A 14211-nucleotide genomic window follows, 5' to 3' on the forward strand; every position below is an offset into this window, starting at 1 on the left:
GAGATCGATTTGGTGCCGTACGGCACCGGTATAATCTGGCATTGGCCCCAGAATTCGCGGTCTTGCTTTGCTTTGCTTTGTTTCTTGCCATTTGGCTCAAGTCGCGGGATGGTCGCGCCAGAGGCGCCACCGATTCATAGGTGCGCGAAATACGCTATCAGGGTCCAACTAGGCCGACCTCATTGGCCGGCCTTGGTGTGTGGCGATGTGACTTTGCAAGCGCGACCGTTGTTTGCGCGATGAGCACGCGCTGCGCAAATTATTTTTAGGATATGCCGAATACCGATGGGAACGAATACTTTTGAAGCAGCGTTGGCCGGCAAGAAAATACTTGTGACGGGGCACACCGGTTTCACAGGAAGCTGGGTGTGCTTGTGGTTGCAGATGATCGGTGCCAGGATCTCCGGCTACTCGTTGCCACCGGAAACGTCGCCATCCTTGTTCACGACGGCAGGTCTCGACAAGGATATCGCAACGACGTACGGCGATATCGTCGATTACGACCATCTGCTCGAGGCGGTCTCCTCGTTTGAGCCGGATCTGATCCTGCATCTTGCCGCGCAACCGTTGGTGCGCCGTTCCTACCGCGAGCCAGTGAGGACCTTTCTGGTCAATGCACAGGGGACGGTCAACGTCCTGGAGGCGGCACGCTCAGTCAAGAGCGTGAAGGGTGTCCTGTGCATTACGACGGACAAGGTCTACAAAAACAACGAATGGGCGTGGCCATATCGCGAGAACGATCCGCTTGGTGGAAAGGATCCCTATAGCGCGTCGAAAGCGGCTGCGGAAATGGTTATCCAGAGCTACGCTGCGTCGTACCCGTGGTCCGAAGGCAAGGGGCCTGCGATCGCGACTGCGCGTGGCGGTAACATCATCGGTGGCGGAGACTGGTCCGAAGACCGCTTGATTCCGGATTTCGTCCGTGCTGTTGTTGGCAACGATACGCTCACGCTCAGGTTCCCGAACGCCACGCGGCCATGGCAGCACGTGCTTGCGCTCGTGCACGGTTATCTCATGATCCTGGCCGGATTGGCATCCGGGAATCCTGGTAAGGTCGCGCAGGCCTGGAACCTGGGGCCGCACGATGTCACGCAATATCAGGTGCGCGAAGTGCTCGAATTGATGAGCGACTGCTGGAGGCGGCCCGAACTGGAATATTTGAACGATCCGCTTCCTGAGGCGCAAGCGTTGGCGCTGGACAGTGGCCTCGCGCGGAATCAACTGGGCTGGCGACCGGTTTGGGATACGGCGGAATCCGTGCGTCAGACCTCGGCCTGGTATAGCAACTTCTACGCGAATCCTGCTGCGGCTCGCGAAATTACGGAAGACCAGATCAACGCGTGGCGGGCGGCAATCCAGTGAAGCGGATTTATCTGATCGGCGGGCGAGGGCGGCTAGGACAGGCTATCGCCCGTGAATATGCTGACGCGGACCTCGTCATGCTGGATCGGATGCTCTATGAGGCATGGTCGAGGGACGGCGCCGAGCGCGAGATCACCCAGTATTTCGAGCGCCAGGCAGGCGAGTCGCTCGTCTTCGTGACATCGGGGCTGCTCGATCCGCGTTTGCCGGCAGAGTCGCTCCAGGCTGTCAATTTTCACCTGCCAAAAAATCTGATCGCTGCCGTATCGCCGCTCGGTATGCGAGTCGTCACGTTCGGCACCGTGATGGAAGCTTTTCCCGGAGCGCAAAATGCATACGTTGAAAGCAAGCGGCGCTTGAGCGAGTACGTGAACACTTCGGTTCGCTCCGGCGGTACAGCGTTGCATCTGCAAATTCACACGCTATACGGGTTGGGTGCGCCGACTCCGTTTATGTTTCTCGGCCAGATCCTGGACGCCATTCGTCGTTCCGCTCCATTTCCAATGACATCGGGGCGGCAATTGCGCGAGTACCACCATCTCGAAGACGAGGCACGTGCTATCCGATGGCTGGCCGAATCGGCGACGAGCGGAACGATCGCGTTGAGTCATGGCAGCCCTCTTGCCCTACGGGACATTGCCGTTGCCGTATTTGAAGGGCTGGGAAAAAGCGAGCTGCTGAGAGTCGGCGCCATTGCCGATCCTGTTGAAGAGAACTTTGCAAGAGTCTTTGAGCCAGTGATGCTGCCCGCTGCGATCAAGTTTCGCGAGTCGCTGCCGGCGATCGTTGAGTATATGAAATCATGCTTGTCGGAAAAATCCAATCAGACGGAAGGGCTTGGTCAATGACGAACAAGCGGCACCTCATCTCTATCTCTATTCCGGTGCTCAATGAAGAGGGGAACATCGAGACGCTATACGACCGCCTCTGTGCGCTGGCCGACAAGATGGCCGATCGCTGTGACCTCGAATTTGTTTTCTCTGACAATCATTCCGACGACCGGACATGGTCTCTGTTGTCGCGTCTCGCCGATCGCGATAGCAGGGTGAGGGCGATTCGATTTTCCAAGAATTTCGGTTTCCAGCGCTCGATTCTGGCCAACTACATGCATACGCGTGGCGATGCGGTGATGCAGGTCGACGCGGACTTGCAGGACCCGCCAGAGATGCTCGAGGAGTTCTACGAGAAGTGGCGCAGTGGCTATCAGGTCGTATACGGCGTGAGAAAAGCGAGGCCAGAAGGCGTCTTGCTTCGAGCATTCCGCAAAGTCGGGTATTGGGTGATCGACAAGATCAGCGAGCATCCGATACCGAAGGATGTTGGCGATTTTCGTCTGATCGACAGGAAAATCGTCAATCTGCTTGTGAAGGTCAAGACGGCGAGTCCGTACTTGCGCGGCACGATTGCGGGGCTGGGTTTCAACCAGACCGGAATTCCCTATGATCGCGACGCGCGAACTGCAGGCAAGAGCAAGTTCAATGTTGGGCGATTGCTGCGGCTCGGCCTCACGGCTGTATTTAACCATTCCACCGTGCCTCTGCGGGCGGCATCGTTTGTCGGTGTGCTGATTCTGCTAGTCAGTCTGGTGGGCGCGCTTTATTACGTCTTTCTAAAGCTCTCGCATCCGTCGTTGCCACAGGGCCTTGCCAGCATTCACATACTCGTGTTGTTTGGCATTGGGTTGAATGCATTTCTGCTGGGAATCATCGGCGAATATATTTTGAGAATCTACCTGGTGCTCCGTGCCGATCCCGTCGCTGTTGTTGAGCAGAGTCTCAACATGCAGTCCACTGAATTGAAGCTTTGACAGGAATATTATGAAAGCGGTTATTCTTGCTGGTGGTTTTGGAACGCGTATTGCCGAGGAGTCCGATACCAAGCCGAAGCCCATGGTGGAGGTCGGCGGAAAGCCGTTGCTGTGGCACATCATGAAAACGTATGCACACCATGGCATCAAGGATTTCGTGATTTGCCTTGGCTACAAGGGCTACGTAATCAAGGAATTCTTCTTCAACTACTACCGGCACATGTCGGATATGGTCATCGATCTGAAGACCGGTGATCATCAAATTCTCAGCAATCATGCAGAGGATTGGCGCATAACGCTGGTCGATACGGGTCCCGATACCATGACGGGCGGGCGTCTGAAGCGCGTGGCGCCGTACGTCGATCAGGAGACGTTCTGCCTCACGTATGGCGATGGTCTGTCGAACATCGACATCGGCGCGGAAATTGAATTCCATCGTGCGCATGGAAAGCTTGCGACCGTAGCCGCCGTACAGCCTCCCGGCCGATTCGGTGTGTTGAACATCTCTGGTTCGAAACAGGTGACCAGTTTCGAAGAGAAGCCCAACGACGAGATTGGCTGGATCAATGGCGGGTTCTTTGTCCTGGAACCCGGTGCGATTTCGTACATCGACGACGATCAAACGTCATGGGAACGAGCCCCGCTTTCGAATCTGGCGAAAGACGGGGAACTGGTCGCGTTTCAACATAGCGGGTTCTGGCAGCCGTGCGATACGCTGCGTGACAAGCGGGAACTCGAAGCATTGTGGTCGGCGGATCGCGCGCCATGGCGGGTCTGGGACATAGCGTAGGCTTTGAATCGCGCCTCGGCGAGAAAGGGCGATGGCGCGTAACAGCTGGTTCCCGCCAATCCAGGGCAACTGTTGCCCGTCTTGAGCCCGCTCACGTTCGTCACCATGTAACAACCGCCTTATTGCAAGAAAATGGCTAAAGATTCGCCCGCTGTGGGCCGTTCGAAGAAAAACTATGCGCGACAGGCAATAGGATTAGGGATATCCGTTGTTTGTCTGGTGCTTGTTTTTCGGAAGGTGGACATCGACGAGATCAAGACTGCCGTCGAGAATTTCCATTGGCACTATTTTGCGCTTGGCATGGCCGCGCTCGCGTTCGACTACACCTTCCGCATCGTGCGTTGGGCAGTGATGTTGCGCGCCGGCGGGGCGGTGATTTCCGCGAGGAGTTGTGCCGCGCCATTCCTCGGGTCCATTACGCTGAACAACGTTTTGCCGTTTCGGGCGGGCGATGTCATTCGAGCGCTCGTTTTCCCGGCCGCGCTTGGCGTAAGCCGCGTGACCGCGACCGCGAGCCTGCTGTTCGAGCGGCTGATTGACATGCTGACGTTGCTTGCCTGTTTGGGTGTCGGCGTGCTTGCAAGCTCGTCGGCCACGATTCCAGAGTGGCTGCAGAGGACCGTGTTCTTGCTCGCGGTCGTCGGCTGCACACTGCTTTTCGTGATCGCGGTGCTCAGCGGCCGTGCAGTCAAGGTGCTTGCGTATGTCGAGGCCCGCGTCGCGAGCAAAAGCGCAAAATTGGCGAAAGTGATTGCCACGGTGTCTGGCCTGGTCGGCAGCACTGGGGCCATGTCGCGTTTGAGCGTGCTGCTCGTCGTGACCGGCTTGTCCGCTTGCATCTGGGTTGGTGAAACGGGGCTTTTTTGGTCGATCCTGCACGGTTTGAATATCGACGTGGATTTTCCAGCCGCGCTCATGATCATGGCGGTGACGACGCTCTCGACGTTGGTGCCGTCATCGCCGGGATATGTTGGACCTTTCCATTTTGCTGCGTACTCGATGGCGGTCGTATTCGGAAGCTCGGCTCCGGCTGCGGCCAGTTTCGCGGTTCTCGCGCATCTCTCACTGTGGATACCGACGACGGTCGCCGGCGGAATTGCAATTCTGCTCAATCCGTCTCTCTTTCAGCGACGTAACGCCGTAGAAAACACTTTTTGAATTGGATCAGGTAATGCACGATCAATACGACGTTGTAATTGTCGGCGCTGGCTTTACGGGTTTGGCGGCCGCTCTGGATCTCTCTCGCGCAGGACGGAAGGTTCTGGTGCTCGAGAAAGACAATAGTGCAGGTGGCCTTGCGGGAACATTTGAGTTCGACAACGGTGTCACCGTAGAGAAGTTCTACCATCATTGGTTCAACAACGATGACTACATTCCGGAGATCGCGCGCGAGCTCGGAGTGGAGGACCTGATCGTAACGCAGCCGTCTCGTACGGGCATGTACTTCAATGGCCGCCTCTGGCGCTTGTCGACGCCGCTCGATCTGCTCAAATTCAAGCCGCTTTCCATTATCGACCGCATCCGGCTTGGACTTCTGGTCTTCAAGGTGCGCAAGATCCGCGACTGGAAGGAGATCGAGCACCTCTCCATTCGGGAATGGCTCGAGCCGCTCTGTGGGAAGAACGTATTTCGAATCGTCTGGCAACCGCTGATCGAATCGAAGTTCTCCGTGTACGCCGACGCGGTCAATGCCGTCTGGTTCTGGAAAAAACTGGTGCTCAGAGGCAGTACGCGGGACAAGCAGGGCGGCGAACAATTGGCCTATTTCCGTGGCGGATTTGGCCGGTTGGCGCAATTCATGGCTGAGGCAATCAACAAGGCTGGCGGCGAGATCCGCTACGGCGTCGATGTGTCCGGCGCCAACGTCAAGGACGGCAAACTGCTCTCGCTGAAGACCTCGGAAGGGGAAATCTCGGCGAAGCAATTTCTGTTCACGCCTTCGTTCCCCATCATTGCGGACATCCTAAAAGACGTGGCTAGCCCCGATTGGCTGCAGTCGCTTCAACGCGTCAAGTACCTGGGCAATATGTGTCTGGTGCTGCAGCTGGATCGCAGCTTGTCGGATACATACTGGCTCAACGTGAACGATCCCGGCTTTCCGTTTGTCGGCGTGATCGAGCACACGAACTTCGACCCGCCAGAGAATTATCAGGGCAAGCACCTCGTTTTCGTGTCTCGCTACCTCGCGACGCAGGATCCTGTCTGGAGCTTTAGCGACGATCAATATCTCGACTTTGCCGTCAAGCATCTTCAGCGGATGTTCCCGGAAATGAAAAGATCGTGGGTTCAGGATGCGAAGGTTTGGCGCGCGGAATATGCGCAACCGGTCACCGAGCGCGATTATTCGAAGTATGTTCCGTCCGCCAAAACGCCATTCTCGAATGCGATGATTTCAACGATGGCGCAGATTTATCCGGAAGACCGAGGGACGAACTACGCGGTGCGGGAGGGCAAGTCTGCCGCGGTGAAGATCAACGAACTCTTGGCCTGACGTTAGCGCGGGTCCGATGGATCGTTCATCGCCTATGGGAAGCTGGCATGTATCGGTGCGCGGCCTACATGTTGCGCCGAGCAGGTTTCAGCGCAACGCAGGCCGGTGCGTCCATCGAGGAGCTGTCGGTAGCCCAGCACATCGAATCAATTTTTTCGTGAATACATAAATCATGCAAGAAGTCACGACGCGTCCCCAGGCGCAGGCCAGCGCGCGCTATTGGATGTACGCAATTGCGCTCCTCGTCCCAGCGCTCGCGTTTGTGTTTGCCATGACCCGGTTGACGCCTACACGGGTAGGCGACGGATCCGAGTACTACGCACTGTTCCTCGCCTGGAAGGACACGCTGCGCCCCTTTATGACCCCTGCAAGCTGGGCTCAATATACCGCGCTGTTCGATTCGGGGGCGATCAGAGCAATGGTCCCGCTGCAGCAATTGATGGGCATGTTTCCCGCTCTCAGGCTAGGCGTTACGGCCGACGTGAATCACTTCTGGGCATATAGCGGGCTGACGGCTTTTCTCAGCTTGATACCTTCTGCCGTTGGTATCAGATTGACACCTCACAACGCCTTTTTGTTCACGCACGCCGTGCTTTTTGCAATGGTATTGGTGATGGCTCTCAGGCTGGCGGGGTGGAAGGGACTTGGTGGCGTCCTGTTGTTGACGGTTTGCTCACCCATGATCTGGTTCATGGACAAGGTACATACTGAGTTCTTTACGTTCTGCTTTGTTCTGGCTGGGGTTATCGCATGCAACTCCTCCCTTTTTTTTGCAGCCGCGTTGTTTCTGGCGGTGGCATCAACGCAAAATATCAGCTTCGCAGCGGTGGCCTTCGTACCGTTGTTGATCGATCTGTATCGTCGTAAGCACCGCACCTACTCATTTTTTGAGGTGGTTGCGCTTGCGTTTTCTGCACTCCTGGTGTTCGTACATCCTCTCTACTATTTTTTTCGGTACGGGGTCTTCGATCCGCAATTTCTCGCAGGGGGGGCGAAGGTCGGCCTCAATCTGAAAATCGCATATATCTGGCTCTTTGATCCGGATGTTGGTCTCTTCCCGAACTGGCCACTTGGGATTGTCCTCGTCGTCTATGGCTTGATCGCGTTGAAAAGATCAGGCTGGAACAGTCAAAGCGTAAAGAATCACGTTTTCTTTTCCGCATGCTATCTGGCCATCAATCTTCCGGTTCAATCATCGACCGAAAATCTCAACTCGGGAGGTACCCCTGGCCTCGCGCGCTATGCGACTTGGTACATTCCTCTTTTTTATCCGCTGGCGGCGTCACTTATTGGCACATTTCTGCGCGTTTCCAAGACACAAAAGGCGTTCATCACGGTACTTGTAGTTCTGTGTTTCGGATTTACGTTTAGATATCAACGGCCACAACTGAGCGAGGCTGGTTATATCTCGCCATCGCCAGTTTCACGCCTCGTTCAGACGTATTTGCCTAACACGTATAATCCGCCTGCCGAAATCTTTAAGGGGAGGTATGGCGGAATTGGAGAAGATCCAGAATTGCAACGCGCATATGCCGTGATTGGCCCCGACTGCAGGAAAATTTTGCTAAACGGAGGCGATGGTCCCATCTATGGTGGCCCCGGCTGCGGTTTTGCAGCGAATTTGCTCGCCGCGACTGTGAAGGCACACGTTAAGTCCGCTGGCGTGCAGGGCGGGGATTACTTCTACCTTACTGATGCCGAGGCCAGCCAAGCAAGGTTTCTCTGCTCTCAAACCATCGACTTCAGCAAACAAGGCAATATCCCCAATTCGATATTGTCTGGCTTTAGTAGTGCCGAAGATTGGGGCCGCTGGACCGACGGGGCGCATGCCACCTTGACTTGTCGCGCGCCAAATGCGACTTCGGCGCATATAAGCCTAACAACTTTTTCGCCGGACGGCCGTCGTCAAAACGTTCTGGTCTCCGTAAACGAGGCCGCCCCTCAACAGTTCACCCTGGATGGCACGCAGCAAACGCTGAGCATACAACTGCCGCCTTTGACAGCCGGGCAAATAAAGCTGCGCTTTGACCTCCCTGACGCGATCTCGCCCAAGGAGGCGGGTCTCAGCGAGGATAGCCGGAGGCTAGGCATTGGCATCAGGGAAATTGAGTTCTCTCACTGAAAGAAGGGCGAGGGTTGCAGTTAGCCGCGATACCGATACTAACTTTGAATTTTTTGCCTACGGCTGGGGCGGATATGAATTGAGGGGGCTGCATCCGTATGACTCGAAGGGCGAGCGTAAGCGCATCGCGGCTTGCCGACGGCCGGGTGCATCGTTGGCGGGGCTGACAGTGATGGTGGTGGCGTGAACGCGAAGCAAATGAAAAAAGTAGATGCTTCGCCGCAAGGTGGAATGCTCGTCAGTTACACTCGATGACGACAGATAAGCCATCGTCGATGTTTTTTGGTATTCAGCCGCGCAGCGAGATGTAATGCGCGCGCGTATCGCGTTGTGGGCCCACGAGGGCCACTCCAGTACGGTGATTGCGCGGGAATTGGGTGTCTCGGTGCAAACGGTCTGCCTGTGGCGCAAGCGTATTGCCTGGTAAGGTGTCCAGGGTATTCGCGAACCGAGCGCAGTGGCCGTCCGCCACGCATCACGCACGAAGCGCGATTGCAGTTGATTGCTCTGGCGTGTGAAGCGCAGGAACCTGAGGGACGGTCCACGCCGACACTCGACGAGATTGCGGCACGCGCTGTGGAGCGCGTCGTCGTCGAGCAGATCAGCCGCAGTCACGTGCAGCGCATTTTGCAGGCCGGCGACGTACGCCCGCATCGGGTACAGCAGTGGCTGCACAGTCCAGACCCGGCGTTTCGCGAGAAGGTCAACGTGATTTGCAAGCTGTACCGCAAGGCGCCGCGAAACGCGGTCGTGCTCAGCATCGACGAGAAGACCGGCATTCAGGCCATTGAGCGCAAGCACGCGGGACGGGCGCCCGCGCCAGGACGGCTGCGTCGCCGTGAGTTCGAATATATCCGGCACGGCACCCAGGCATTGATTGCCGCGCTCAATGTGCATACCGGAACGGTGCTGGCAGAGTGCCGCGAGCGGCGCACCCATGACGATCTGGTAGCCTTCATGGAACGCGTGGCAGCCGCGTACCCAGACAAACAGGTGCACGTGGTTTGGGACAACCTGAACACGCATCGCGCCCAAGCCGTGTGGCAGGCGTTCAATGCTCGGCATGGCAAGCGGTTTCACTTCCACTTCACGCCGTTGCACGCAAGCTGGGTCAATCAGATCGAACTCTGGTTTGCCCGCTATACCCCCCGGGTGCTGCGCCATGCCAGCCACACCAGCACCGCGCACCTGCGCGAGCGCACCGAGCAGTTCGTCGGCGAGCACAATCAGGTCGCCCGCCCCTTCAAATGGAATTTCCGGGGCTATCCGCTGCAAAGCGGCGCATCGTAATCGAGGAACGCAGATGCCAGCTTTACCCGCCAAACACTACGGTGCTGAACTGCAGCGTCAACTGCGCAGCCTGCTCGGCCACGAGCAGATCGTCACCCAAGCTTACGGGCGTCACCTGCTGATCAAGCGTCTGGACGACGACGAGCCAACCGTCGTGGCGCGGCTAACTGAGCTCGGGCGCAATCGGTATCGCGCTGCCTTTCGTAGCCATAGCGGGCGTTGGGAGCCGCTTCCGGGCACGGGTTCGCTCGACGAGATGGCCGATGTGGTGGTCACGCTGCTGCAGCCCTATCTGCAGCCCGATAATTATTAAATGTATTTACGGGATGTTGTACTAGTCATTCGAGAGACTCGAAGCGACAGAATCTCTTGAGGGGTGCCAGCCAGTTTCGCGTCAAGTTAGTCGCGACTCTTGTGGCATGATATGTGTTCTTTTGTGCCGCCAGCATTTGCAATGCTAAATTCAGACGCCCCTTTGGAATGGTTCGAAACATCGGCGATCCTTTACCTTGTCGCGCCGACGTTTCTGTTTTTGGCGACCTTCACTCGTATCGCTGTGGCAATACCGGGTTGTGCATTCATCGCATATTGTGCCTACAGGCTGGTAGGCCGAAAAGCGCGGCATGATCGGATGGTTCCATCGCTAACGAGCGTATATTTCTTGGTCCTGGCATGCGCCTGGATCTGGCTTTCCGGTGGCATCGGGCCACTACACCAGAATAGCGACTGGACAAAGCACTACGCAATCGTGAATGCGCTTGCCCAGTATCCTTGGCCGGTTGAAATGGCCGATCAGGGTGGAGTACTTCGTTATTCGCTTGGTTGGTATTTGGTCCCGGCTCTCATCTTAAAGGCCTTGACACCTCACGTTCAAAATATTGCGTTATCGCTTTGGTCCGTGCTTGGCGTTTTTCTCTTCTTCAGAGTCATTGCTGCTGTCTTGGGAGACAGGGCCAGCGCTATCGTCGCTCCGTTGGTTTTCGTAATTTTTGGTGGAGCGGATCTAATCGGATATGCCTTCACAGGATACCAGCACGGTCCAATATATCATCTACAGTGGTGGTCCGGGTGGATTTCCTATCCAGCCAGTACGACGTCGGTATTTTGGACTCCCCAGCATGCGATTCCTTCATGGATAGGCATTGGACTGCTTATGCGACAACGGGCAAATCCGCGCTTAATTCCCTACATTGGACTCGTATTCTCCGCAATCCTGCTATGGTCGCCATTCTCGGTGATGGGGCTCGCACCATTCTTGTTGCTGGTCCCTAAGAGATATTGGCTCAAATCTGTGTTTCTCGAATGGAAGCAGGCGGGATCCGTGCTCTTGATCGCGTTGCCGATTGCCAGCTATCTAGCAGCCGGCGCCAATTCGGTGCCCCATGGATTTATATGGACGCTGCCTTGTACGATCGAAGATGGACCATGTTTCTCATGGCCGGCGTACGCTCGCTTTCTTTTGGTCGAAATCGGACTTCCGCTGGCGGTTCTGCTTTTTGCTTGCGAGAGGTACCGCAAATACTTCTGGATGGCAATCGCATCCCTCTGCGTCATCCCGCTATACAAAATAGGCGTCACAAATGACTTTGGAATGCGCGCCTCCATTCCAGCCCTTAGCGTCCTGCCAATACTTCTCGCAGACGCTATCTGCCGTTGTAACGTCCGTTTGAAAGCCGCAATTGTCCTCACCCTCTTGATTGGGTTGCCAACATCTGCGGGAGAGATCGCGCGAGGCTTCAAACGAGGCCCGGACATCGACGTCGAATCTTCGCTATACGAGCCGTGGGCGCGTGCATACTTAAGCCAATATATCTCGACCTCTCCGATATTTGTGTTGAGGTCGACGGTTGCGACTCACTAGTCACGGACGGCAGGGCGCAGAAAAGCTTTTCCCCCAGACTCGTGAGTCGGCGGCATCTTACGTTGATTTTCCATCGTCAAGGACTGCGGGAATTACCATCTCGCTCAGATCTGCAAATTGTCGTTTGATCCTCGTCGCGATTTGAGCGCCATCCAGCGTATAGCTTTTGACGTTGGGGGAGGAGGCCAACCCCGAGAGGTTTTAGGGCGTTCTGTAGGGCATCTCTCTGGTCATCCAATCGTGTTGGGGGCAGCGGAGGCGCGAAGGCTACGCAGAACGGCGGCGATCGGATTGCCTCATCCACGTTGATTCTTTGGAGGTAGCCCACATGGGCCGGTGGATCCGAGACGTGCCAACCACGCGTTAAACTAACGTTGTCTGCTGATTGAGTGTGTCACCAATGGGCGCATTATTTTCTAACCACACTACCTGGAACCAACACCGATGCATGTCGTGGTAACGGGCGCGAATGGCTTCGTGGGCCGCGCCTTATGCCGTACCCTGGTCGAAAACGGACACCGCGTAACCGGTATCGTCCGCCGTGCTGGCACAGCCCCGGCTGGCGTCGTGGAATGGGTTCATGGCACGCCGGAATTCGCCGATATCGACGTGCATTGGCCGGCACCGACCGGCGATGTCGACTGTGTCGTGCATCTTGCCGCGCGCGTGCACGTCATGAATGAAACGGAGAGTGACGAGACGCAGCGAGCCTTCAATGCGACCAACGTCGAGGGGACGCTACGCGTCGCGCGCGCCGCACAGCGTAATGGCGTGCGTCGATTCATCTACGTGAGCAGCATCAAGGCAATCGCGGGGAGCGGGGGCACGCGCGAACCGCTGCGAGAAGACGCGCTCGCGCAACCCGACGACGCCTACGGCCGCTCGAAGCTTGCGGCGGAACGGTCACTGGCCGAGTTGCGCAGCGAGACGGGACTCGATGTCGTGGTCGTACGGCCACCACTCGTCTATGGCCCGGACGTCGGCGCCAACTTCCGCAAGATGCTCGATACCGTCTGGCGCGGGACACCGTTGCCGTTGGGCGCCGTGGATGCCCAGCGCAGCCTGCTGTTCGTCGACAATCTGGCCGACGCGCTCATGCATTGCGCATCCGACGCACGCTCAGCAAACGGTTGTTTTCATCTGGCAGACGATGTCGCGCCTTCCGTCGCGGACCTGCTGCGTGCCATTGGCAGGCATCTCGGCCGCCCGGCACGGCTCATACCGGTGCCCGTGTCGCTTCTCAAACTCGCCGGCAGGCTCACGGGAAGAACCGCGCAAATCGAGCGTCTCACCGAAAGTCTGGTTCTCGATGCATCGGCGATCCAGCGACAGTTGTCGGGCTGGCACCCGCCGTACACGCTGGACGAGGGACTGCGCGCGACGGCCGACTGGTATCGCGCATGTCGCAAGGAGCAGGGGCGCGCATGAGCGAGGTTTTTGACGTAATCGCAACATCCGGTTGGATCGTGCTGCTTACGGCCGCGGCGTCGGCCCTGGCAAGTTTTCTGATCCTGCGGGGCTTGCTTTCGAGCGGTCTCGCCTGGCGTATCGCGACCGATGTGCCGAATCATCGCTCGCTTCACGTCAAGCCGATTCCGCGCGTGGGCGGTTGGGGGGTCGTACCGGTCGGCCTCGCGGCGCTTTTATGGCACGCACCGCAGATGTGGTTGATCGCGGCGGGAGCGGCGGCGCTCGCCTTGGTGTCGCAGATCGACGATCGTCGCGATTTGCCCGCGCGCATCCGGTTTGCCGTCCATTGCGCGGCAGTGGTCGCTCTTATCGTCATCTGGCCTGCGGGCGCACCTTGGTGGCTGCTCGCAGGCATCGGCTTCCTGATGCTCTGGCTGATCAACCTGTACAACTTCATGGACGGCGCTGATGGCCTTGCGGGCGGCATGGCGCTGTTTGGTTTCGGCGCCTATGCAGCGGCGGCTCTGGCCACAGGGCATCCTTCGCAGGCGTTGGCGCAGACGGGTGCCGCACTTGCCGGGGCTGCACTCGGCTTCCTGTTCCTCAATTTTCACCCGGCGAAATTGTTCCTGGGTGACGCCGGCTCGATCACACTCGGCTTCCTGGCGGGCGCACTCGGCTACTGGGGCTGGCGCGGCGCCGTCTGGCCGCTCTGGTTTCCAGCCCTTGTTTTTTCCCCGTTTATTGCGGATGCGTCGATTACATTGCTGAGGCGCGTGTGTCGTGGGGAAAAATTCTGGCAAGCGCATCGGGAGCACTACTATCAACGCATGGTGCGCTCGGGTATCGGTCACAGTCGCACCGCAATCTACTGGTATGCCGTGATGTTTGCGGGTGTCATGGTCGCACTTTGGGCGCTGGGGCGGCCGACGTGGCAGCAATGGCTGATTTTTGCAGCGTGGTACGGCGTTCTGGGGTGCTGTGCCGTCGTCATCGATAGGCGTTGGCGAAGCTTTCAGACTTCTAACGAGAAATAGCCGAGCTTTGCGGTTGATTCTTCCCTTTAAATGCTGACGCA

Annotated in this window: 11 protein-coding genes and 1 pseudogene; all 12 read left to right on the forward strand. The window is 57.3% G+C overall.

Annotation, left to right across the window (positions count from 1 at the left end; translation table 11 throughout):
* Window positions 1-285 precede the first annotated feature (285 nt).
* The 12 genes and pseudogenes from rfbG (at window position 286) to AB4Y44_RS17115 (ending at window position 14170) form a co-directional block, all read left to right on the forward strand.
* Window positions 286-1362, forward strand: a complete 1077-nt coding sequence (gene rfbG, locus AB4Y44_RS17060) for a CDP-glucose 4,6-dehydratase (RefSeq protein ID WP_368700296.1) — start codon at window positions 286-288, stop codon at window positions 1360-1362.
* A complete protein-coding gene (locus tag AB4Y44_RS17065) occupies window positions 1341-2210 on the forward strand; it encodes an NAD-dependent epimerase/dehydratase family protein (protein ID WP_368700297.1) in 870 nt (289 codons plus the stop codon). The genes rfbG and AB4Y44_RS17065 overlap by 22 nt, the downstream gene beginning before the upstream one ends.
* On the forward strand, window positions 2207-3169 hold the full coding sequence (locus AB4Y44_RS17070; RefSeq protein ID WP_368700298.1) for a glycosyltransferase family 2 protein: 963 nt from the start codon (window positions 2207-2209) through the stop codon (window positions 3167-3169). The genes AB4Y44_RS17065 and AB4Y44_RS17070 overlap by 4 nt, the downstream gene beginning before the upstream one ends.
* A 10-nt stretch (window positions 3170-3179) precedes the next feature.
* The gene (rfbF, locus tag AB4Y44_RS17075) at window positions 3180-3959 is read left to right on the forward strand and encodes a glucose-1-phosphate cytidylyltransferase (protein ID WP_368700299.1); all 780 of its coding nucleotides are present in this window, start codon (window positions 3180-3182) and stop codon (window positions 3957-3959) included.
* A 132-nt stretch (window positions 3960-4091) separates the two neighbouring features.
* Window positions 4092-5117 (forward strand): lysylphosphatidylglycerol synthase transmembrane domain-containing protein, encoded by a 1026-nt coding sequence (locus AB4Y44_RS17080; protein WP_368700300.1) that lies wholly within the window; start codon window positions 4092-4094, stop codon window positions 5115-5117.
* Between the two features lie 13 nt (window positions 5118-5130).
* A complete protein-coding gene (locus AB4Y44_RS17085) occupies window positions 5131-6450 on the forward strand; it encodes an NAD(P)/FAD-dependent oxidoreductase (protein WP_368700301.1) in 1320 nt (439 codons plus the stop codon).
* Between the two features lie 172 nt (window positions 6451-6622).
* Entirely contained in the window at window positions 6623-8572 is a 1950-nt protein-coding gene (locus AB4Y44_RS17090; protein WP_368700302.1) for a hypothetical protein, read from the forward strand.
* Between the two features lie 289 nt (window positions 8573-8861).
* Window positions 8862-9862: pseudogene (locus AB4Y44_RS17095) on the forward strand (IS630 family transposase); the annotation flags it as partial.
* A gap of 13 nt (window positions 9863-9875) precedes the next feature.
* Window positions 9876-10175, forward strand: coding sequence for a hypothetical protein (locus AB4Y44_RS17100; protein WP_368700303.1), 300 nt, complete (start codon window positions 9876-9878; stop codon window positions 10173-10175).
* A gap of 141 nt (window positions 10176-10316) precedes the next feature.
* Window positions 10317-11723: a hypothetical protein gene (locus AB4Y44_RS17105; protein WP_368700304.1), complete on the forward strand. Its 1407-nt coding sequence runs from the start codon at window positions 10317-10319 to the stop codon at window positions 11721-11723.
* A gap of 444 nt (window positions 11724-12167) precedes the next feature.
* Window positions 12168-13151 (forward strand): NAD-dependent epimerase/dehydratase family protein, encoded by a 984-nt coding sequence (locus AB4Y44_RS17110; RefSeq protein WP_368700305.1) that lies wholly within the window; start codon window positions 12168-12170, stop codon window positions 13149-13151.
* Window positions 13148-14170 (forward strand): glycosyltransferase family 4 protein, encoded by a 1023-nt coding sequence (locus tag AB4Y44_RS17115; RefSeq protein WP_368700306.1) that lies wholly within the window; start codon window positions 13148-13150, stop codon window positions 14168-14170. The genes AB4Y44_RS17110 and AB4Y44_RS17115 overlap by 4 nt, the downstream gene beginning before the upstream one ends.
* Window positions 14171-14211: the final 41 nt, after the last annotated feature.

The organism is Paraburkholderia sp. BR10937, assembly GCF_040965695.1.
In the GTDB taxonomy this organism is placed as follows: Bacteria; Pseudomonadota; Gammaproteobacteria; order Burkholderiales; family Burkholderiaceae; genus Paraburkholderia.

Coding starts and splice junctions, on each gene's coding strand:
- rfbG (WP_368700296.1), top strand. CDS start 286: ATGGGAACGAATACTTTTGAAGCAGCGTTGGCCGGCAAGAAAATACTT.
- AB4Y44_RS17070 (WP_368700298.1), top strand. CDS start 2,207: ATGACGAACAAGCGGCACCTCATCTCTATCTCTATTCCGGTGCTCAAT.
- rfbF (WP_368700299.1), top strand. CDS start 3,180: ATGAAAGCGGTTATTCTTGCTGGTGGTTTTGGAACGCGTATTGCCGAG.
- AB4Y44_RS17080 (WP_368700300.1), top strand. CDS start 4,092: ATGGCTAAAGATTCGCCCGCTGTGGGCCGTTCGAAGAAAAACTATGCG.
- AB4Y44_RS17085 (WP_368700301.1), top strand. CDS start 5,131: ATGCACGATCAATACGACGTTGTAATTGTCGGCGCTGGCTTTACGGGT.
- AB4Y44_RS17090 (WP_368700302.1), top strand. CDS start 6,623: ATGCAAGAAGTCACGACGCGTCCCCAGGCGCAGGCCAGCGCGCGCTAT.
- AB4Y44_RS17100 (WP_368700303.1), top strand. CDS start 9,876: ATGCCAGCTTTACCCGCCAAACACTACGGTGCTGAACTGCAGCGTCAA.
- AB4Y44_RS17105 (WP_368700304.1), top strand. CDS start 10,317: ATGCTAAATTCAGACGCCCCTTTGGAATGGTTCGAAACATCGGCGATC.
- AB4Y44_RS17110 (WP_368700305.1), top strand. CDS start 12,168: ATGCATGTCGTGGTAACGGGCGCGAATGGCTTCGTGGGCCGCGCCTTA.
- AB4Y44_RS17115 (WP_368700306.1), top strand. CDS start 13,148: ATGAGCGAGGTTTTTGACGTAATCGCAACATCCGGTTGGATCGTGCTG.